This is a genomic window from Paenibacillus glucanolyticus NBRC 15330 (assembly GCF_004000885.1).
In the GTDB taxonomy this organism is placed as follows: domain Bacteria; phylum Bacillota; class Bacilli; order Paenibacillales; family Paenibacillaceae; genus Paenibacillus_AQ; species Paenibacillus_AQ glucanolyticus.
In genome coordinates, this window is the sequence record NZ_BIMC01000010.1 from 99,848 (window position 1) to 119,342 (window position 19,495).

18 protein-coding genes are annotated in these 19,495 nt (G+C 46.9%); 1 reads left to right on the plus strand and 17 read right to left on the minus strand.

The features are described from left to right. Positions 1–157: 157 nt before the first annotated feature. Together PGL02S_RS28225 and PGL02S_RS15910 are read right to left on the minus strand one after the other, a co-directional pair. Positions 158–307 carry a hypothetical protein gene (locus PGL02S_RS28225; protein ID WP_155984630.1) on the minus strand — a complete coding sequence of 50 codons (150 nt, stop codon included), beginning with the start codon at positions 305–307 and terminating at the stop codon, positions 158–160. Beyond that, the gene (locus PGL02S_RS15910) at positions 270–1,676 is read right to left on the minus strand and encodes a helix-turn-helix domain-containing protein (protein ID WP_006209996.1); all 1,407 of its coding nucleotides are present in this window, start codon (positions 1,674–1,676) and stop codon (positions 270–272) included. Before PGL02S_RS15910 ends, PGL02S_RS28225 begins: the two co-directional genes overlap by 38 nt. Before the next feature lie 413 nt (positions 1,677–2,089). Here PGL02S_RS15910 and PGL02S_RS15915 point away from each other — a divergent pair, with 413 nt between their 5' ends. Beyond that, positions 2,090–2,527: a MarR family winged helix-turn-helix transcriptional regulator gene (locus PGL02S_RS15915; protein WP_228029980.1), complete on the plus strand. Its 438-nt coding sequence runs from the start codon at positions 2,090–2,092 to the stop codon at positions 2,525–2,527. A gap of 69 nt (positions 2,528–2,596) precedes the next feature. On the opposite strand, the gene ytxJ is transcribed toward PGL02S_RS15915, so the two are convergent. From ytxJ to PGL02S_RS15990, 15 genes are all read right to left on the minus strand, one after another. Then, positions 2,597–2,935, minus strand: coding sequence for a bacillithiol system redox-active protein YtxJ (gene ytxJ / locus PGL02S_RS15920; RefSeq protein ID WP_006209993.1), 339 nt, complete (start codon positions 2,933–2,935; stop codon positions 2,597–2,599). Positions 2,936–3,051: 116 nt separating this feature from the next. After that, complete coding sequence (locus PGL02S_RS15925; protein ID WP_036642744.1) at positions 3,052–4,767, minus strand: histidine kinase N-terminal 7TM domain-containing diguanylate cyclase; 1,716 nt, start codon at positions 4,765–4,767, stop codon at positions 3,052–3,054. A 178-nt stretch (positions 4,768–4,945) separates the two neighbouring features. After that, entirely contained in the window at positions 4,946–5,920 is a 975-nt protein-coding gene (locus tag PGL02S_RS15930; protein WP_036642745.1) for a hypothetical protein, read from the minus strand. Beyond that, positions 5,887–6,492, minus strand: a complete 606-nt coding sequence (locus PGL02S_RS15935) for an RNA polymerase sigma factor (RefSeq protein ID WP_006209989.1) — start codon at positions 6,490–6,492, stop codon at positions 5,887–5,889. Before PGL02S_RS15935 ends, PGL02S_RS15930 begins: the two co-directional genes overlap by 34 nt. A 307-nt stretch (positions 6,493–6,799) precedes the next feature. Continuing rightward, entirely contained in the window at positions 6,800–7,531 is a 732-nt protein-coding gene (locus tag PGL02S_RS15940) for a class I SAM-dependent methyltransferase (RefSeq protein ID WP_036642747.1), read from the minus strand. A gap of 169 nt (positions 7,532–7,700) precedes the next feature. Continuing rightward, on the minus strand, positions 7,701–8,153 hold the full coding sequence (locus PGL02S_RS15945; RefSeq protein WP_036642748.1) for a hypothetical protein: 453 nt from the start codon (positions 8,151–8,153) through the stop codon (positions 7,701–7,703). 180 nt (positions 8,154–8,333) lie between these two features. Next, a complete protein-coding gene (locus PGL02S_RS15950; RefSeq protein WP_006209983.1) occupies positions 8,334–9,944 on the minus strand; it encodes a gamma-glutamyltransferase family protein in 1,611 nt (536 codons plus the stop codon). Between the two features lie 105 nt (positions 9,945–10,049). Continuing rightward, positions 10,050–11,189 (minus strand): efflux RND transporter periplasmic adaptor subunit, encoded by a 1,140-nt coding sequence (locus PGL02S_RS15955; protein WP_036642750.1) that lies wholly within the window; start codon positions 11,187–11,189, stop codon positions 10,050–10,052. 24 nt (positions 11,190–11,213) lie between these two features. Beyond that, positions 11,214–12,092 carry a carbohydrate ABC transporter permease gene (locus PGL02S_RS15960; protein ID WP_036642752.1) on the minus strand — a complete coding sequence of 293 codons (879 nt, stop codon included), beginning with the start codon at positions 12,090–12,092 and terminating at the stop codon, positions 11,214–11,216. A gap of 15 nt (positions 12,093–12,107) precedes the next feature. Beyond that, positions 12,108–12,989 carry a carbohydrate ABC transporter permease gene (locus PGL02S_RS15965; protein WP_006209977.1) on the minus strand — a complete coding sequence of 294 codons (882 nt, stop codon included), beginning with the start codon at positions 12,987–12,989 and terminating at the stop codon, positions 12,108–12,110. Beyond that, a complete protein-coding gene (locus PGL02S_RS15970; RefSeq protein WP_036642754.1) occupies positions 12,982–14,373 on the minus strand; it encodes an ABC transporter substrate-binding protein in 1,392 nt (463 codons plus the stop codon). The genes PGL02S_RS15965 and PGL02S_RS15970 overlap by 8 nt, the downstream gene beginning before the upstream one ends. A gap of 253 nt (positions 14,374–14,626) precedes the next feature. After that, positions 14,627–15,769, minus strand: a complete 1,143-nt coding sequence (locus PGL02S_RS15975; RefSeq protein ID WP_036642756.1) for a hypothetical protein — start codon at positions 15,767–15,769, stop codon at positions 14,627–14,629. Further along, positions 15,766–17,220 (minus strand): sensor histidine kinase, encoded by a 1,455-nt coding sequence (locus PGL02S_RS15980; protein ID WP_036642758.1) that lies wholly within the window; start codon positions 17,218–17,220, stop codon positions 15,766–15,768. Before PGL02S_RS15980 ends, PGL02S_RS15975 begins: the two co-directional genes overlap by 4 nt. A gap of 3 nt (positions 17,221–17,223) precedes the next feature. Continuing rightward, the gene (locus PGL02S_RS15985) at positions 17,224–17,922 is read right to left on the minus strand and encodes a response regulator transcription factor (protein WP_036642760.1); all 699 of its coding nucleotides are present in this window, start codon (positions 17,920–17,922) and stop codon (positions 17,224–17,226) included. Positions 17,923–18,019: 97 nt separating this feature from the next. Next, complete coding sequence (locus PGL02S_RS15990; protein ID WP_036642762.1) at positions 18,020–19,456, minus strand: N-acetylmuramoyl-L-alanine amidase; 1,437 nt, start codon at positions 19,454–19,456, stop codon at positions 18,020–18,022. Positions 19,457–19,495: the final 39 nt, after the last annotated feature.

A 19,495-nucleotide genomic window follows, 5' to 3' on the forward strand; every position in this document is an offset into this window, starting at 1 on the left:
CTATTTCAAAATAACCATGCTGTCTCCGTCTGCCTGGCAAACAGAAAAAGACCGCGATATACGCGGTCCCGGGTGTTGGATTACCATCTTGGAATGGAATCCTCTTTTCAATTTTCCTTTTATAGCCTGCATATGCTCGATAGACGAATATTAAGTATTACCAGCCGCCTTCACCATGCTGTGGACTTGCAGCAGTATAAGGCTTCTTAATAATCGGACTCGCTTCATTCCCTGAAATCATAACATTGGGTAATGTAACAATGACCAGACTAGCAATTAACAACAGTGACACTAACTTTTTCTTCATCTTGATCGTAGACCTCCTTCATGAATGCAGCGTATTTTTGAAGATCAGAATAATCTATTTGGGATCGAATTTTCTCGATTGTGCTGCAGCACCTTACGATATTTGCTGTATTATTGATTTTATATGAAACTGCCAAACTATCCAATATATATCGAACGCCATTATGAATATTATTTCTTCGGAGATAATATAAACCTACATCTGTCAAAAAGTTTGCAAAGCGATCATCAAAAAATTGAGTCGTATAACTTCCAACATTCTCACTTCTTTCGAGCTGATCCATGATAATGTTCTTGAACCGTTCAAGATATTTATCGATATCGAATCGATAAATATTTGCGGCTTGAACAATTTTAAATAAGGCCATCAGCACCTCGTTCTTGCGAACCGAAACATAATCTACGTACTCTTCCAATACATCCGTATTCCCAGACATTAACTGGTAGAGATACTTGTTTCCAATGGCCCAGTCCTTGAATTGTTTCTTGGTTTGCTCAGATTCTTCATCCGTTTCTACAACCCAGCTAAGATCTTCATAAGAGGAAACGTAATACAGAGCTTTTTCATAATCAGCATCTTCGGCTGAGATAGCCCCTAGCATTAAGTTTGCATATAAAATGTAACCAAATAGTGGCTTTGCAGGCTCTATGGTCTTCTTTCTCTGGCTCTTTCGGTTCACTTTCTGTTCATATAGATTTTTTGAAACATGACCCATCAATTTTGCATAATATCTTGCTTTTGTCCATTTTCGTAAAGATAAAAATAAATTCGCGAGATCCTTTAAAGCATCAAGTTGCTCAGCTTCTCCTAAGCGTAAAATGTAAGATTCAAGTTGTAAAGCGCACTCTAAATTATGCTCTTGATTCTTAGTTAATGAGCATGTAAAGATTCTGTACTGGCATAAGGCTAATCTCTCAGCATGCTGGTACCTTTCACTTTCAGCCACTTTCCGGTAGATAATCACTGCAGCATCTTTATAACCTTCTTCAAATAAATGTTCTGCACAATCAAAAAGATGCGATGCATAACTAAGACTGTCCATCATGAGGCTGACGACTTGGTCTACAATTTGTAATTTCCCGAGCTCGGCGCAACTCTGGATAAAAGGCCCAAGCCGTCGCCAGTCAAGAGAAGACAAGCTGCAACTTTCTGTCGCATATAATGAATAAAAATATCCTTTTTCAAGATTCATAGCCTTGGTTATTAAATCAAGACTTGATACAGAAATCGTTTGCTGTCCATTTATGATTCTGCTGAGTGTTCCCGAGTTGATTCCCGATTTATCTGCAAAGAAGGAGATTGTCAGATTCTCTTGCTTTAAATATCTTAATAATTCTGCACTAATCGTCTTGTTGTCTGTAGGTTCCAATAAGATCCCCCCAGATCTATAATTTAATGTATAAATATACCAATGGTCAATATTATTTAGATATATATCTGAGACTCTTATTACTAATGATCGGATTCATTGTCATTATCATTAATATCACAAACCATACCGATTTCTCTAAACTCCAATATCGTTAAAACGTTTACCCTACCTGCAAATCTGTGCTAACAAAGCTTCAATCGCAATTCCTGCATACAAAAAACCACCACAAAAACCATGGGTATGTGGTGGTTGTATACATATGGGATTAAATATCTTAAAGTTTACATATTGAGTAACCTATCGAATATCTTTATAATCAAGATACCCACATTTAAGAAGGAGGTCTCGGGCTTTTGTCAAGCAAACAGCAAGATCAACCAACAGATCTGCAGGAAAATCTCACCTTGCGCATGCGGAGACTCGGAACCCGAACGGTGCTTTACCAGCAGCAGGTAGCTTCCTCCCTCGGGTTATACAATAATGACTTTATCTCCATCGATATCCTTCATGAAAAAGGCCCCATTACAGCCGGGGAACTCTCCAAACTAACCGGGCTTACGACAGGCAGCGTAACTGCATTAATTGACAGGCTAGAAAAAAGCGGGTATGTTCGCAGGGAAAATGATCCCAAAGACCGCCGTAAAGTGATTATTGTTCCCTTATATGAAGATAAAGAAGAGGTCAGCGAAACTTACCTGAAGCTTTATGCGTCCATGATGGATCTGGCTTCCAGTTATACGGAAGAGGAGCTTGAACTCATTACACAATTCCTAGGCAAAGCAAGCACGGTATTGGAAGAGCAGATCCAACATCTCAGCTCCACCGCACGAAGCAAATCTTCTTCCTGAGAGCATGAGGCAAGAAGAAGGGCGATACTCCGACAAGTCATGGTGACTCTGGAGTATCGCCCTTCTTATTTAGTCCAATACAGCGGTTATATGCTCGGTCGTAATCGCCCAGTGCGAAGCCGTCCAATACTTGGCCTTGTCCTTCACACAGATAATTTGTGGCGACTCGTGCTTTACGTTCAGATCTTCGGCAATTTTATTGGAAACCGGGCGGGATTCGATGACTTTAACCAGAGTATAATCGACATCACCATTCGGTGTCTTTTTCAAATAAGAATCGTATTCCGCAAGAGCATTGGAGCTAACCGGACAAGTTGTACTGTGCTTCAAAATAACTTGACCGCGCTCTGAGGATTTCTCCAGAATCGCATTCCATTCTTCCAGTGTCGTGATTTCATTCCATTGCATGTATTATTCTCCCCTTTGATGATATTCTTGCATGTATTTCTTCTATTATATAGCCAAAAGCTATTATAAACATAAACCGCCCAGTCTCTCTTGTCCAGAATTACAACTCTTATTCGCTATGATTCTTCATCCGCTACCCGAATCGTGTCACGGCCGGAACGCTTCGCTTCATAGAGCGCCCGGTCGGCCATTTTCAAGAGTCTCTTCAACTCTGAATCCCACCATATCTCTGCTTCGCCATCATTCGCTATAGGTTCAAGCTCCACGGACCGCTGCAGGTTAAATGGAGCAACCGTTCTTACCGCTTCTGAACCGCCGTCTTCTTCATTCTCGGTCCCAGAGCGGCTCCTAGAGCTTGAGTTCACCGAGGCGATGCCAAAGCTGGCTGTAATCTGCAGCGGACCTTCCGGTGTAACCAACGGCTGCGCCACGAGTTTAGTACGAATACGCTGTGCTGCCGCTTCAGCCTCAGACGGTGTCATATCCGGCATTGCGATAGCAAACTCCTCTCCGCCATAACGGGCGAATAAATCCTCAAGACGAAGTGCCTTCCGGGTCACCATAACAACATGCAGCAGCGCCTGATCGCCAATATCATGGCCAAACACATCGTTAATCCGCTTAAAATAATCGATATCAAACAGCAGGAAAGCCAATGGCTCCCGATGGAGGACAGCACGGCTCAGGATCGCTCGACTCAGCTTCATGAAGTGTGCCCGATTATAAATTTGGGTTAGTCCATCATAATATGCCATCTGCAGGAGCTCCTCCTGAAGCCGCGCCCTTTCCGTGACGTCGATGAGGACAATGAGTCGTCCTGCCTCCCGTCCCCGCTGATTGCGTACAGTGGAAGACCTGATCTGGTACTTGAACATTTTGCCCCCGACCTGCCACTGGATTTCCTGAATATCCGCATCTCCATTGTCGCTGACTCTGCTGTCCTCCAAACAGAAGACCGGCTCCACGGTTGCGTGATGCTGCCATAAATCATGTAAAGGCTCGCCGATTACTGATGCACTAAGTTCAGGCATCATGGATGCTGCCGCAGGATTGAAATCAACCAATCTGCTGTCCAGATCCAATACGAGCACACCGTCACGCATACTCGCAAAAAGATTGTCCCTTGCAATCGGCGCTACATGAAACAAACCTTTAGAGGTGAGCGCCCAGAGATACAGTGCGGAAGTTATGGTCATGATGACCGGAATCGGGTCTATTCCATCTGGCGTAAGACCGCCAAGGTAAAGGAAATCGCCGATCAAGGGCAGGATAAGACCGATGAGCATGGTGCCAAGCTGTAACCGGTAGGATGGCATCCTGCGCCAGCTGCGCAGCAGCAGTATCACTCCACCGATCAAACAAGCGAAAGTATATGCGCCCTGGATGATATACCAAGGCCCTACGATCACATCCACCTTCAGGCCGGAGATACCTGTGCGGAGCACGATATCTCGGTAATAAAGATGATGCCATTCGTTTGTCATGACCAGCAGCATCGTCACGACGGGAATGGCAAACATGGCAATCTGGAGATCACGCCTCAAATATCGTTCCATGCCCAGATAGGACAGAATGATTAACAGATTAAGGGGTGGCAGAAATGGCATGCCCAAGTATTCAATCTTGATCCAGAATTGAATTTCCTGAAGCGAATCGCTTGCCAACTCCAGAGCAGCACCAAACGTATAAATCGCCGCCATCATACTGAAGACAAAGAAGGTTTTGACTGTTGCCAGCTTCGAACGTCCCGACAGCGCGTACAGACTCATAATAATATTCAATACGCCTGCAGCGACAATAAGGGTAATGATAGCCGAGTAAGGTGTTCCCATTTATGTAGGCTCCAAATCTGCATGTGGTTAACCGGCCAGATGACAACCGATCGACTCTTAATCCGATGTTACCATAGTGTACCTATCGGAACAATATTCCTTCCATTAGCAGCTTGATATCATACCTGCAATTTTGGGTACATCCTAACCCCTTTTATAATCAGCCGCGGCATTCACCCTACTCGTCAATGAGACTCTCGGCCATTTGAAGAAGCTCATCTTTATTCACAAGCCCTTTGACGTTGACCATAATGGCATATACAATACTCCGATTAGGATCATACCATGAGACCAGGTCGCCGTTTGCCTCGTGTTGAAGGTAAATGCCCTCCATATGTTTCAATTGGACCTTCTCGGGGGAGGTATCCGGGAATTTCGTGAAACTTGCCTTTTTCCCGTAACCCGCGGTAATTGTAATAGCTGTACTGCTCTTGCCATCAGATAGATAAACAACAGAATTGGAAGCCTTGGACCATGCCAGCTTCTCCACAAACAACTTCTCTTGGCTGGTCGATGACTGGGCTTGATGCATCAATCTTTGCTTCAGGGCATCGTACTGCGCACGCTCTTCTCCGTAAAGCTGCGGCCCTAGAGGAAAGACTTGTCCATATGCAAACTTCACCCCGTCGGGCAGATTGTCAGGTTTCTTAATGGGAGGCGCCGAAGTTCGAGCCTGCTCTTTTTGAAAAGCTTCATAGGAGTGGTAGTCCGTCGGTCGATACTCGAATTTGACGGGATTCAAGGTGTCATAGCCATTGCCTTCATTGATGTAGTCATCCTTGATATAGTAGGCAGCGAGCTCTCCTTGCTGCAGTTTGGACATGACGCGAACTCTGTATTCCTCAAGCAAACCGCTTAGTTTGACAGGGAGGCTCGCCGGCGGATCGATGGTTTTGACCACTACTTCCCCTTTATTGTTCAATATCTGGATATGCCCAGATGCTGCATACGCAGTGAAGGAGGCTAATAATAGGCACGGAATAACGATCGACATTACCGTTTTGCGTGTGAAGGATCGGTAACCTGAAGTATTCTTGTACGGGTTTATCTCCATATTTTGCTTAAGCCTGGACGTAATATCTATCTCGCGAAAATGATCATCTGTTACAGAATGCTGCTTCAGCTCTTCGATTGGATCAAGGATGGCTCCCATTGTTCTTCCCCCTGCCATTTCATCATAGTTTCTTTTACTTTTCTCCTGATTCGGGTCAGCTTTTTGCGAACGGCTTCCGGCGTTTTGCCGATGATTTCACTCAGTTCCGCATAGGTCTTATCATGAAATACGTACAGAACCAATAAACTTCTTTCTTCTGCGGGCAGACTGACAAGCGCTCGGGATAAGGGTTCGCTAAATGCCCCTCTTAAAAATTCCTGTTCGGCGCTTTCCGCGAAAATTTGTCCCTTCAGCAATCTCCCCAGCTTCTCCGATAACTGCCGTCTATGAAGCAGATTTAGACAATGATGATACGCGATTTTGTACAACCAAGCATTAAAGCTGACAGTGGCCTTATAACCGGAAATAGATTGATAGGCCTTTAGAAAAATCTCCTGTACAGCGTCCTCTGCATCCTGTTCACTTCCAAGCAGTCGACAGCAATATATGTACAACTGACGTTGGTACTCCCTCGCAATGGGAATAAATGCTTCCGCATCCCCATCCTGAACCTGGTGAACATACTCCTCTAATACGGCCGCGTCGATTGTCCCTTCCCCCTCTCTTTTCATGAATACCTATATAACAAAGCAGCACATGCAAAACGGACTCCGTTTAAAATATTTCAAACAAAAGAAACCGCGATTTACGCGGTTCCTGATTAATCTATATGTGTTTTCTCCCCATCTGGAGCTGTTTTCAGATGGATTCTGACTCATGTTTCTTCCAAGGGTAAATAATTATCGATTTTGCTGTCCTCTTGATCCAGCGCGTCGATGTTAACCCAGTACTCAAAATCAAACGATCGCAAACTCGCAACACAAGTATGTTACATGACCATGAATGGTAAACCGTTAGGATCATGGTTCAATTCATGCACTATGACGATTTCTCAGCCTTCACAATCAGAAAATGAGGATTAGCCATAAGGCGATCATACCATTTGCCATACCATTCCCTCGCTTCCGGGTGATCCTTATACACAGGACTCGGCTGCGGCTCGACGATTTGTTTTATTCCAAACCTGGAGGAGGTGGCGTTTATAATTTCCTGCATGGGTCTTCTATAGAAAGTGACCTCTACAGGGCCGGATTCCTGCTTGTTCCAAACCTCTGACAGTAATTCATGGGCAAAGTAATCCGGACGATTAAAATGTTGAAAGTCCATGAAGGGGTGATGGACGGAGAAAATCAAAGTCCCTCCTGGCTTTAACACACGCTCAAATTCACGAAATGTCGGTGCCCAATCGTCGATATAGTGAAGCGTCAATGAACTGACAATAAGATCAAAGGTTTCAAACTCAAACGGCAGTGCTTCTGTTAGATCGCACGTCAATACCGTCGCTTGATCACCGACACGCCTTTTGCAGGCTTCGACCATGGCCGGGCTCAGATCAATCGCAGTCACCCTGGCCCCTTGCTGGAGCATATGCTCCGTATACCAGCCTGCTGCACATCCCGCATCAAGAACCGTCATCTGACTCATGTCCCCCGGCAGCAGCTCAATCATCGCGGGCCGCTCATAATATGCATTATGCCCACTCTGCTTATCGACATGTCTCTCGTAATCTCCTGCCAGCTTCTCGTACGCCTGCATAACCTTCTCCTTCATGGTTCTGAACCCCTCCTCGAAATTTTGGGCACGTCCATTCGGTGATTCGTTTACCAAGAGCATAACCAACCTGCGTACACACATGCTCTCTTCTTTTTGATAGAGCGACAGATTGGGTATACAAACAGAGAAACCGCGAATTCACGCGGTTCCTATGCACTTTCTTCAGCTACTTGAACAGGTCTTCAATGATGGAACGATCGAATGGGCTTGCGATCTTATAGGTCCAGGAATATCTTTTATGCTGGGTGCCTTGATTAAGGTCGATCCGCATATTATCAGGTTCCGTATACATTATAGTAAGGAGAGTGTGTTCGTAATTAATCCTGATATAGTAATACGTACCTATCGTGTAATTCTCTGTTCTTATTAATTTCACTTCGGAAAAATTGTTCATGATGCGAACAATCATGTCAGGATCCGTAATTTCCACCCTCTGGATGTCATCCCAGCGGTCACCGAATTTCCCAATACTGATATCCCTGATCTTCTGGGTATCGCTGTACCGGTCAGGCACCAGCTCCCGAAAAGAAGTTACCGATTGAAGTGCTGAGTAGAGAACCCCCGATAAAATAATCAGAGCAACAACCATAATAAAAATACGCCAAGATTTGTCACTCATCACGAGCCCCTGCTGAATGGCTCAGCCATTGTGGTCTGTCACTTAATCTATCCCTCATGTCTCCCTCCATGATACGGATCATTTGTTTCCATCATTGTATCATAATCCAGGAGCAGGAACGCCCATAATTGTTAAGGTATGTAAAATGAAGCAATCATGCGCCGATGTTCATGAAGCTTACTACCATCCTGCAACAAAACCATCCGTTCGGGCGTCGCTTCCTCCGCAAAGAACACCGGTTTTCTCGTCTCGCCAGATGATTTGTCCTCTGCCAAAAGAACTGAAATCAGCAGCGACCTGCACCTCATGCCCCATCCGCTCAAGCCTTCTAGCCATATGCATCGGAAAATGCGGCTCAACCATGACGGTCTTCCCCTTCACCCACTGCCATCTCGGAGCATCCAATGCCGCCTGCGGATGGAGCCCGTAATCAATCAAGTTCATGGCAACCTGCACATGTCCCTGGGGCTGCATATAACCACCCATGACCCCAAATGCTCCAATGGCTTGGCTGTTCTTCGTAAGAAACCCCGGGATGATGGTATGATACGTACGTTTGCCCGGCTCCAGCCGGTTTGCGTGGGTATCATCCAGAGAGAACTCCAGTCCCCGGTTCTGCAATGAAATTCCGGTTCCAGGGACAACCAAGCCTGAACCGAACCCTGTATAATTGCTCTGAATGAAGGAAACCATGTTTCCCTCTCCATCCGCAGTCGCCAAATAGACGGTTCCACTGCCTCGGGGTTCCCCGGCTTCCGGCCATAAGGCCTCGCTGCCAATCAGCCTGCGGCGCTGTTCTGCGTATTCCTCGGTGAGAAATGCATATGGATCGCAGGACATCCTGGATGGATCCGTAATGTAGCGGCTGCCGTCTGCAAACGCCAGCTTCATCGCTTCGATCTGCCGATGATAGGCTTCAGGCGATTCCTGGGAACTAGCGGGATAGCCTTTCAACATGTTTAAAGCGATAAGTGCAATAAGTCCTTGGCCGTTCGGGGGAATCTCCCACACATCGTAGCCGCGATAGGATACCGATATCGGCTCCACCCACTCCGGTCTATATCCAGCCAGGTCTTCCTTTGTCAGAAAGCCGCCGGAACGTAAGATGCACTCGCTGATCGTATCAGCCAGCACGCCCCGATAGAACTCCTCTGCTTCTGACGAGCCGATGAGACGCAGGGTGTTGGCATGGTCAGGCGAACGCCATACTTCCCCTGCCTCAGGCGCTCTTCCATTCGGAGCAAACAAGTCAAACCAAGGTTTAAATTCCGTACCAGTTAATGCGGTGCTGTACCGCCGAAAAGCGGAATTCCAGTTGCCGGCTGCCGTCGGCGATACCGGATACCCTTCCTCCGCATAGCGGATAGCTGGCTCCAGCGTCTCGGACAGCGGCAGCCTGCCGAATGTACGGGAAAGCTCTGCCCAGGCTGCAGGCGCGCCCGGAACCGTGACAGGAATCGCCCCATAGCGCGGCATTTCGGTATGTCCAAGCGCCTTCACGGCATCAATCGAAATCCCGGCAGGCGATGGACCGCTGCCATTCAAACCGTGCAGCTTGCCTTCCGTCCATACTAGGGCGAAGGCGTCTCCGCCAATCCCGTTCGAGCATGGCTCAACGACCGTTAAGGCTGCCGCGGTTGCAATAGCTGCGTCAATGGCATTGCCGCCGCGCTTAAGAATGTCGAGCCCCGCGCCGGCGGCAAGCGGCTGTGAAGTAGCGACCATGCCCCGGTTAGCATACACGGGCAGGCGATAGGTGGGATAGGGATGGTACAACGGATCAAAGGACATTCGCGCGTCAGCCTCCTGTTTTCCATCTTTTTGCCGGATAATTTATCATCTCTGTGTAACGCTGTCAATCTTATTTTTAGGATTGATAGGCAAGGCGCCCCATTCTTAGAGCTGGTTATACATGTTGACACGAGTCCCATCTATGATGAGTCCGCTGCTATCCACTACGATTTCCTGCTGATCAAACAACCCTTCGCTGACGGCCGTTGTATGGTCATTGGAATCAGAGATCTGAATCGGCGTACGTACAGCATAATAAGTATTTCCGAGAGGGCCCTGCGATTCGTTTAGGGTGAATACATAAGCGCCTTCGCTGTCTTTATGCACCGCTTGATTCGGTATGAGGAACTGATCCGTACCCGTTGTTGTTAAATTAACGTTCACTTGTTCCCCTCCGGTTAACCCCTCTTCTTCAAGCTTAATCCACATTCGAGACATCGTACTGGTTGAATTCTCAGCAGCATCGTCAGCATTTGCAAGTGGTGAGTTGATTCCTTCCGCTATCCTTTCTATCTCGCCTGTAATCCTTCTCTCTTCCTTATCATCCAACATGATATGATCCAGAACATCACCGACGTCAAACATGGAAGCGATTTGCAACGGGATCGACAGTTCGAGCCCATATCCTTTTGCCAGGTTGGTCATTGTTATATCGGGTGCTCCGGTGGAATTTAAACCATCCATTGCACCGACTTCTACAACAATGCCATCAAACGGAGCCTCCATCTGCTGATTGACGGAAAGGGTATGCTTAAGGTTCTCGATATGCTGCTCTTGCGCTGCTATATCGATCTTTGCTGTTTCGAACGCGGTAGAGGCGCTAATACGAAGAGCTTCATCTTCCTCCTGCATCGCATGCATGATATTGTATTCAAGCAGTTCTATAGACAGTTCCAGCTTCTTCAGAGCGGACTGCTCCACAGCAAGCTGCTGCTTAACCTCACTGCCGTCATATTGCACAAGAATCTGGCCTTTGCGCACGGTTTCCCCTTTTGTAACAAGCACCTTCTCAACTTTCCAACCGGACGGGTTTACGAGTTCTCTCACCTCCTTCGGATGTACCGTTGATCGGCTGCTATAAGAATGATCCAGCGAGCCCTTGGTTATCACCGCAGTCACTACATGAGGAAGCGTTAAGTTCTGTATGGTGTTACCCGCAAAAGTAAGCACAAGCAGCAGACCTGTAAACAAACCGGCAATCAGGCTGAGTTTGCGTTTTCTCGCTTGGGTCGTTCCTTTTTCCAATATGAATCACTCCTGCCACTTAAACTAACCTTTGATGCCAGACAATTGAACGCCTTCAATAAAATAGGACTCCGCATGCAGGAATAGCAGAATCACGGGGGCCATGTACAATGCCGATGCCGCAAATCCGATGCCAAGCGCCTCTTTATTAATCTGTGCAAGATATAGCGACAGCGGCTGTTTATAAGCATCTTGCAGAAAAATAAGCGGCTGTTCGATCATATTCCAGTAATCCACAAATAATAGAACCAGCAGCGCTGCCAGTCCAGGCCTCGCAAGTGGCAGAATGATCCGCCAAAAGATGACCCATTGTCCCGCTCCGTCCATCATGGCAGCCTCGGAATAAGCTCCCGGGATATGCGCCATAAATTGCCTCATCATAAAGACAGCAAACGCTCCAAAGATGCCCGGCAATATGATCGCAGAAGTATGATTCATCAGCCCCAGCTTGTCTATAACCATATAATTTGGAACCAAAGTCACCTGAAACGGCATGAGCATCGTCATCAGATAGATCATGAACAGCTTGTCCCTGCCAGGAAATCGGAGCCTGGCAAAGGCATATGCGGCAAGTGAGCCGACCATTGTCTGTCCGACCACGATCGGTACCACCAAGCCGACAGAATTCCAGAACATGTTCAGAAACTTCGCAGATAAGATCAGTACTTCGGCATACTGGCCGAGAGAGATCCAATCCGGAACGATTTTCAGATTGATGAATCGATCTCTGCCGCCTTGGCCAACGTCAATCATCTGACCGATCAGGTCGTAATTCCGCCCGATTTCTTGCTCCGTCATCAGGGAGTTTGTCAAGGTAAGCAGGATTGGCACAAGCATCAGGATGGCTGTCCCACCGAGCAGCAGCGTCAGCAGCAGCTTGGACATCCACTGTATTTTATTCATGATGATCCTCCCCGCTCAACCCAAATTATCGCGAAATCGTCGTTCTATGCTAAGCAGCCCTGTTACCAGAATCACGATGCAAGCAACCATAACAGTAGCAGCAGTTGTCAGCTTCTGAATATCCAGAGAGAAGAACATGTTGTTCATGTAATGCTGCATCATATAGATGCGATCATATGGATATTCACCTGCAAGCAGATAAATCTCTCGAAAGACTTTAAAAGAATTGATGATTGAGATAAGAACAACGAAAAACATCGTTGGCGTCAAATAGATAAGCGTAATATGGAACAATTGACGTAATTTTCCCGCACCTTCGATTTGCGCCGTCTCGTAGTAATCTTTGGGAATGGCTTGGAGTCCTGCCAAGAATAAAATCATGTTATAGCCGATATTTTTCCATACATACATCAGGACAATGATGCTCATAGCCCCATCCGATTGCATCCAATCGATCCGTTCTTTATGGAAATGATGCAGCCAGGCATTCAGAGTCCCATTCCAGTCGAAGAAAATTTGCCAGAACATGACGATGGAGGCGACCGGTACAACCAAGGGCAGGATAAACGAACTGCGGAGCCAATTGCGCAAGTACAGGGACTTATTCAACAGCAAAGCCAGAACCAGTGAGGACATGATGAGCAGCGGGACGCCAACGCCGGTAAAGAGCAGCGTATTCATGGAGGCTTTGCGAAAAGAAAGGCTTCCCGTTACCTCCTTATAATTATCGAGTCCAACAAAAGCACCGCCGTGCGTTCCATCCGTAAAGGATTCATAGATGCCCATCAGGAACGGAAGGAGATAGAAAATCGCGAAGCCGATCAGGCTTGGAGCCAGGAACCCGATCGCCTTGAAACCATCGCTCCGCAGCAGCGTTCGTACCGTTTTCTTATTCATTCAAATACGTAGTCACTTTATTCTGAATAAGTCTGGCAACATCATCGGCTGATTTCTGACCGGTGAAGTAGGCAACGGCATCCTGAACGATGATATCGCGTACTTTATCCGACTTGAAATCCACTTGGTGGATAGCACCGTTAACAAAGCTGTCCAGTCGATCGAGCATGGCGCCGTCAACTTCGAAGATTTCTCCTTGCAGAGGCCCTTCCTTGTATGCCTGCACCTTTCCTTGTTCCTTCAACTGGCTGAGCAGATGGGCGAATGCCTTTTTATTAATCGGAAAACCTGCCGCCTCCAGTGGTGTCTGTGTTGGCTCCGACATCATGAATTTGATGAAATCCCATGCCTCCGCTTGCACCTTGGAGTTCGCGTTGATCGCAATATCCCGATAGGTCCGGAAATAACCTCCGGCCGGCGTATCCGAGGCATGCGGTTTGATGAACAGTTTCATGTTTTCGCCATATTCCCGTAAGGTTACAAGGTAGTCCCACGGTGAATTGATTTGGATGTTTCTAAAATAAGATTGGCTGCGAAAGTCTGTATTCACAACCTTGTCATCAAACATCGTCTTGACCTGATCCATGAGCGATGTAAAAGCGTCCTCATCAAAATGGGCTTCACCAGTAGCCCGGTTTATGTATAAGGAGTAGTTATCCAATATGATATCGGCCAGCAAATATTCAGGGCCCTCATACACCAATGCCGTTGAAAAATCGTTTGTATTTGCAGCCACCAGCTGATTCGCGGTTTCCGTAAACTCTTCCCATGACCATGTCTTGTCGTCTACCTTTATGCCGGATTCGGCTATCGCCTCTTCGTCGCCAGCAAAACCCATTAAAAAATACGCAAGCGGCATGCTGTAAAGTCCGTCCCCTATCCGGGTGGCATCGAGGATATTCATAAAGTATTCTTCCTTCTTGAAGGTTGGATCTTGATCCAACATCGTACCAAGATCCGCCAGAAGCTTATTCTTCACGTAACTGTCCGTAGGCAGCATATCCATCTGAATTAAATCGGGGCCTTTCCCGGCCAGCATCGCCGTATTGGTCGCTGTTACATATTTCTCCATCTCAGCTTCCAAATGGGCATCATCGGTTTGCACATATTCCAGTTTGATTTCAATATTCGGATGAAGTTTCTCATATTTTTTCTTAGCAGCTTGAAACCGTTCATCCGGGAAAAAAGTCGAGAACACAATGGTCTTCTTGCCTCCTGTATCGGAATCCTTCTCTTCTCCGGCACCTGGCACAGTCTCTTTCGATTCCTTTGATGTTTTACTTCCGATACTTGTCCCGCCATGGCTTGAACCGCCGTTTCCGCATGCTGCTAATGTGAAAACAATCATGCAGCATACCGTCAACCATAATCCAAATTGTTTCATCTTCTCAACTCTCCCTCTTCATTCAATAAATCGAAACCATCTTTGTCCTAAGGTACTGACCGCTCCTCCACTCCACAAATGGCATACCCAATCCCCAATCCTTCGGACTCCTATCAATATAGGACGATCATGTCGCCAAAACTTCATCTACTTGTAAACAATTTGTCAACGAAAAAAAGCGAAAAACCGAACGATATCGTTCGGTCTTCCGCAGCATGGAGAAGATGCTATTACATTCGTATCCGTCTTTGCCTTACTCGAATTCTATTATAAAAGGACGAAGATCCATAGGTTCTGCCTCCTTGACCACTCGTGGTTTCACATAGGTCTTCCGGCCATTCACAAGAAGACGGTTATGTTCTGGACTCCAGTACATGTCCGACGGGATGATCCCATGATAAATGGGTTCAGCGTGCAGGATGTTTTTACCCTGAAGCTTGCCTGCATAAATCGTATCCTTTCCGTTCAGGGAATAGGCAATATACTTGCGATCCTGGGAGAACTCGAAACTGTCTACTTTCTCTAACAGGATGGACAGCTCCTGATTTCTGCGATCATATTCGTACAGCGTTCCTTCCATTCCCAGGAATACAAATTGATCATGATTCAGCCAGTCGATCTGATCACTTCCTATTTCATGCTCATACTGAAGCTCAATCACGCTTCCATTGATTGTCCCCATCGCAACGATGCGCCCATTGCTGGACTGATCCAGCACAATGAGCATCATCCGGCCATCATCCGAAATCTTGGCTTTAATTGGAACTCCTGCCATATCAAACCCTTTCAATCGATAAACCTTGGCCTTCTCGGCTTGTGTATCATAAACGCCGATGCTCGCCAGCCTTCTACCTTCTTCCATGACGAGATAACTCACGTATTGGCTATTAACAGACCAGGTGGGTTGTTCAAACAATAGCTGCTGCGTAGAATCCGTCGTAGCTTCCACCATCTCTTCTTCGCCACTCGGATACGTAATCAGCTTCAACGAAGCACCTTCAGCTGATTTGGCTATCCCTGAAATGGTCTTGCCATCCGGAGATAAATGGTGATACCTCGCATTGTTGCCCACGGCTTGAAGCGTTTCGACACTTTCATACGGGGCGGAGAGACGCTGCAACTGCAGACTTAAGCCCTCTGACGGACTAGCCTCCTCAAAGAGACCGATCACAGACTCCGGTGTTGCCCAGCCGAGCAGTTCACCTTGATTTGTGATGGAATTGGGAAGACGGTATATCGTCTTCACCTGAAATGGTCGCCTCCCTTCGTCTACCGTATGATTCTCTTCCTTGCTCGGTATAATGATGGTCTCCGATCTCGGTCCATTCGCACAGCCGGTCAAGAGCAGGATGGCGAGAGTCACACACCATAACCCGGTTCGATTGTATGTCATCATGATCTCTCCACCCTTACATAAGGAATTTCCACATAGACGACGGTATGGGACTTCTCGCTGACAATGCGTATGGTTCCCTTGTGGTCATCAACGATGGATTTAACGATGCTGAGTCCCAGACCGACGCTCCCTTCTTCCTTGGAACTTTGTGGCCCCGAGAAAAACGGCTGAAACAAATTCGCAAGCTGGTCCGGGGGGATGGGTTCTCCCGGGTTATCGAATAGGAAGTGAACGCCCCCGTTGATATGCTTGGCCTTGACAGAGATTTCGGAATGAGATGCGCTGTATTTGATTGCATTGTCCAGAAGATTGATAAAGAGCTGGCGCAGCCTGTCCGGCTGACCAAGCACAAACAGCTCTTCTTCCGTTTCACAGGTAATGCTTTTCTTGTAACGCTTGGCTCGGAATGACATCGAATCAATCACATCGTGAAGTATTCCCCCCGTATCTACAAGTTCCAGGTCACCATCATGAGCGTTGTGCTGGGACACCTCAAGCAGCTTCAGCACCATGCTGTGCAGTCGGCGACTCTCTTCGACAATGTGCGTCATTCCTTTATCGAAGAACTCTCTGTCGTCGTCCCCCTTTTCCCTGATGATCTCGGCATAACCAAGAATGGAGGTCAGCGGTGTTTTGAGTTCATGTGTCACATTGTCAAAAAAACGCTTCTCCTGTTCGTTCAGACTCTTCAGTCGGTCCCGATCTCGTTCAATTGTGGAAATTTGACTGCCGATCCGGTCTATCATGTCATTAAAATTCAACGCCAGTTCGCCAATTTCATCTCTTCGCTGGAACTGGATCCGGACATCCAGATTGCCGTTCTTAACGTCTGTAGAAGCCCGCGTTAACTTCACCAACGGAATTGTGATATGCCTGGAGAGCATGTAGGAGAATAGAAATGCAGCAGTGAATATGGCGAGCGCGATGTAAAAAATGATATCCATGATGCGTCCGCTTTGTTCGTAGAGGAGTGTGAAATCTTTAGTAAAGCGCAAAATGCCCACTTTAACCCCATCAATAATTACTGGATAGGAATAAAGAACACTTCCGCTGTCGCGGCCGTAAGTGATGGTATAAGCCGTTTTACCCTCAATGGCTTGCTGGAGATCCTCATTCGATTGTCCCGTGAATTCCTTCTCGTCCGATGAGAACAATAACGTGCCATCAACGGTATATGCACTGACATGACTTGAAGTGGCGTGGTTCAAGTCTTTCACCATTTCCTCGGCCATCTGCCCGAAATAAAGTGTGTTGTTTGTGAAATGGTTGATGAGAAAAGCTTGCCGTACATAGACATTGCTATTGTTTTTGAGCCCGACCAAATCGGATGTTACAATCTTCTGATTGCTGGTCCGTATGACTTCTTTGACGGTCTGATTGAGCACAAGGAAAGAAAGGCTGAAGATCAGAAAAAAACCAACGATAAATTTGGCTCTGATAGTCCGAAGCATCCCTTATTCCGCCACTTTCTCGAATTTGTACCCGATGCCGAATACGGTTGTGATGAGATCGCTGGCATCCAGCTTTTTGCGGAGCCTTTGAATATGAGTATCCACCGTCCGCGTATCCCCCATAAAATCATAACCCCAGACCAAATCAAGCAGCTCCGAGCGCGTATAAATCTTCCCTCGGTGGCGATACAGGGTCATGAGCAGATCGAATTCCTTCGGTGTGAGATCAATCAAACTGCCGTCTTTCTTGACCAGACGCTCCTCCATTACGATTTCGATGCATTTAAACCGGATAACAACCTCTTGTGCCTCTTCTCTCTCAACATGGTTAGCCTGATCCAGCCGCCTAAGGATGGTGCGAATTCGCGCAACGACCTCCCGCAAATCAAAAGGCTTCGTGATATAATCATCCGCACCAAACTCAAGCCCAAGCACTTTATCCGTAATATCCGATTTAGCCGTAATCATGAATATGGGAATGTTGTAATCTGCGGTTACTTTTTTGCAAATATCGAGTCCGCTTTGATCCGGCAGCATCCAATCCAGCAAGAGCAGGTCAGGACTGAAATCTTCCAGTTCCCTAAAACCTGCGGCTCCGCTGGCTGCCGTTCGGGTCTCGAACCCCTCCATAGCCAGCCCATACGCAAGCAAATCGGCGATCGGTCCCTCGTCTTCGATAATGAGAATTTTCGTTTTTTTCATGAGGTCTCCATTCTTAATCCTTAAACCTGTTAATGAATCGATTTTAGCATATACCTTCTGCAAATGATAAATTAGATAAGCTGCAAGCGTGGTGAGTCTACTGTGTATCCGGTAAATGCAGCAGCTCTGGTACAGTGACAAATGAATAACCTTGGTCCTTCAAATCAGGAATCAACTGTTTAAGGGCTTCGATTGTGTTGGCAAGATGATTCTTACCATTAGCCGTATGCTGCAGAATAATGCCTCCCGGCTTTAACTGCGTGTGTATTCGCTGCATGATCCCCTGGGCAGGCAAGCCTGACCAGTCCATCGTGTCCACGGACCAGTTCACGATGGCTAAATCCAAACTTTGTATGGCCTCTACTTTTTCCTCATCCAAAGCGCCATACGGAGGTCTAAACAAGGAGGGGCGGTAGCCTATAATATCATTCAGCTTGTCCTGCGTATCATTGATTTGCTTCATCGCTTCTTCCATGGTTATCTCCTTGAAGTTCGGATGAGACCAGGAATGATTCCCTATGGCATGACCTTCCTCCACAATCCGCCGCACGGTCTCAGGATGGGACGCAGCCCGATCTCCCAGAATAAAGAAAGTAGCTTTAATATCGTTCTCTCTCAATATATCCAAAATCTGCGGCGTAACGATGGCATCCGGACCATCATCGAACGTTAATGCGACCTGCTTACCGTCTTTTGCCGATCCGTTAAAATACACCTTCTTCTCCATCGACTGATTCTGATTCTGATTCGTGCCGGATGAGCTTATCTCGTTTGGGCTGCCATCTGTTTGCTGACCAGCCGAGTGTCCCTGCTCTCCCATAAAATAGTCTCGGAGTCCGTCTACAATAGATTGAGCGGCTCGCTCCAGCCCTTCATTGCTCAGGAGCAAATGTTCGTCGTCCGCATTGGTGAGATATCCAACTTCCACAAGTACTGCCGGCATCTTGGGCGTAGCGAGCACTTTTAATTGTTCCTCTTTTATGCCGCGATCCCGGAGTCCAAGCCCCTTCACTACATGCTTCTGAAGGGTTTGAGCCAACGGAATGCTGTCCTCGTGCCGATATAGGGTTTCCGTTCCCGAAGTTGTGGGATCTGTATACGTGTTGCCATGGATTGAAATCATAACATCCGCATTCCAATCATTCGCGATAGCTGCCCGATCTTCCAATTCTACAAATTGATCATCTATACGTGTCATTAATGGCTCAAACAGGGGGTCTTCTTCCAGAATATCAAACACCCGCCCGGCAAGGGATAGGTTGAATTCCTTCTCATATGCGCCGCTTACACCGGTAGCACCGGGATCTTTACCCCCATGACCAGGATCGATAGCGATTCGATACGTCTGATGATTGTCAGGTGAATCAGGAAGAGTCTTATAGATCTCTCCATGTTTAGCTGATGATGCCGGTATTAACTTCACCGTAGCTGAGCCGGTGTGCCATGCCAATTTGAATCCTAGGCAGAAAATGATTCCGATAAGTATGATATAGAAGACTTTCGCTGGTTTTTTACGTTTCTTGTGATGGATCATGGCTCCTCCTTCTGGGTGATCGGTTCATATTTTGTTAAT

What these genes read in the sequence shown, in the direction of transcription:
- PGL02S_RS15960 (WP_036642752.1), bottom strand. Translation starts at nt 12,092, where the DNA reads ATGAATAAAATACAGTGGATGTCCAAGCTGCTGCTGACGCTGCTGCTC.
- PGL02S_RS15930 (WP_036642745.1), bottom strand. Translation starts at nt 5,920, where the DNA reads ATGGGAGCCATCCTTGATCCAATCGAAGAGCTGAAGCAGCATTCTGTA.
- PGL02S_RS15970 (WP_036642754.1), bottom strand. Translation starts at nt 14,373, where the DNA reads ATGAAACAATTTGGATTATGGTTGACGGTATGCTGCATGATTGTTTTC.
- PGL02S_RS15945 (WP_036642748.1), bottom strand. Translation starts at nt 8,153, where the DNA reads ATGAGTGACAAATCTTGGCGTATTTTTATTATGGTTGTTGCTCTGATT.
- PGL02S_RS15925 (WP_036642744.1), bottom strand. Translation starts at nt 4,767, where the DNA reads ATGGGAACACCTTACTCGGCTATCATTACCCTTATTGTCGCTGCAGGC.
- PGL02S_RS15950 (WP_006209983.1), bottom strand. Translation starts at nt 9,944, where the DNA reads ATGTCCTTTGATCCGTTGTACCATCCCTATCCCACCTATCGCCTGCCC.
- PGL02S_RS15940 (WP_036642747.1), bottom strand. Translation starts at nt 7,531, where the DNA reads ATGAAGGAGAAGGTTATGCAGGCGTACGAGAAGCTGGCAGGAGATTAC.
- PGL02S_RS15985 (WP_036642760.1), bottom strand. Translation starts at nt 17,922, where the DNA reads ATGAAAAAAACGAAAATTCTCATTATCGAAGACGAGGGACCGATCGCC.
- PGL02S_RS15965 (WP_006209977.1), bottom strand. Translation starts at nt 12,989, where the DNA reads ATGAATAAGAAAACGGTACGAACGCTGCTGCGGAGCGATGGTTTCAAG.
- ytxJ (WP_006209993.1), bottom strand. Translation starts at nt 2,935, where the DNA reads ATGCAATGGAATGAAATCACGACACTGGAAGAATGGAATGCGATTCTG.
- PGL02S_RS15935 (WP_006209989.1), bottom strand. Translation starts at nt 6,492, where the DNA reads ATGAAAAGAGAGGGGGAAGGGACAATCGACGCGGCCGTATTAGAGGAG.
- PGL02S_RS15915 (WP_228029980.1), top strand. Translation starts at nt 2,090, where the DNA reads ATGCGGAGACTCGGAACCCGAACGGTGCTTTACCAGCAGCAGGTAGCT.
- PGL02S_RS15975 (WP_036642756.1), bottom strand. Translation starts at nt 15,769, where the DNA reads ATGATGACATACAATCGAACCGGGTTATGGTGTGTGACTCTCGCCATC.
- PGL02S_RS15980 (WP_036642758.1), bottom strand. Translation starts at nt 17,220, where the DNA reads ATGCTTCGGACTATCAGAGCCAAATTTATCGTTGGTTTTTTTCTGATC.
- PGL02S_RS15990 (WP_036642762.1), bottom strand. Translation starts at nt 19,456, where the DNA reads ATGATCCATCACAAGAAACGTAAAAAACCAGCGAAAGTCTTCTATATC.
- PGL02S_RS28225 (WP_155984630.1), bottom strand. Translation starts at nt 307, where the DNA reads ATGAAGAAAAAGTTAGTGTCACTGTTGTTAATTGCTAGTCTGGTCATT.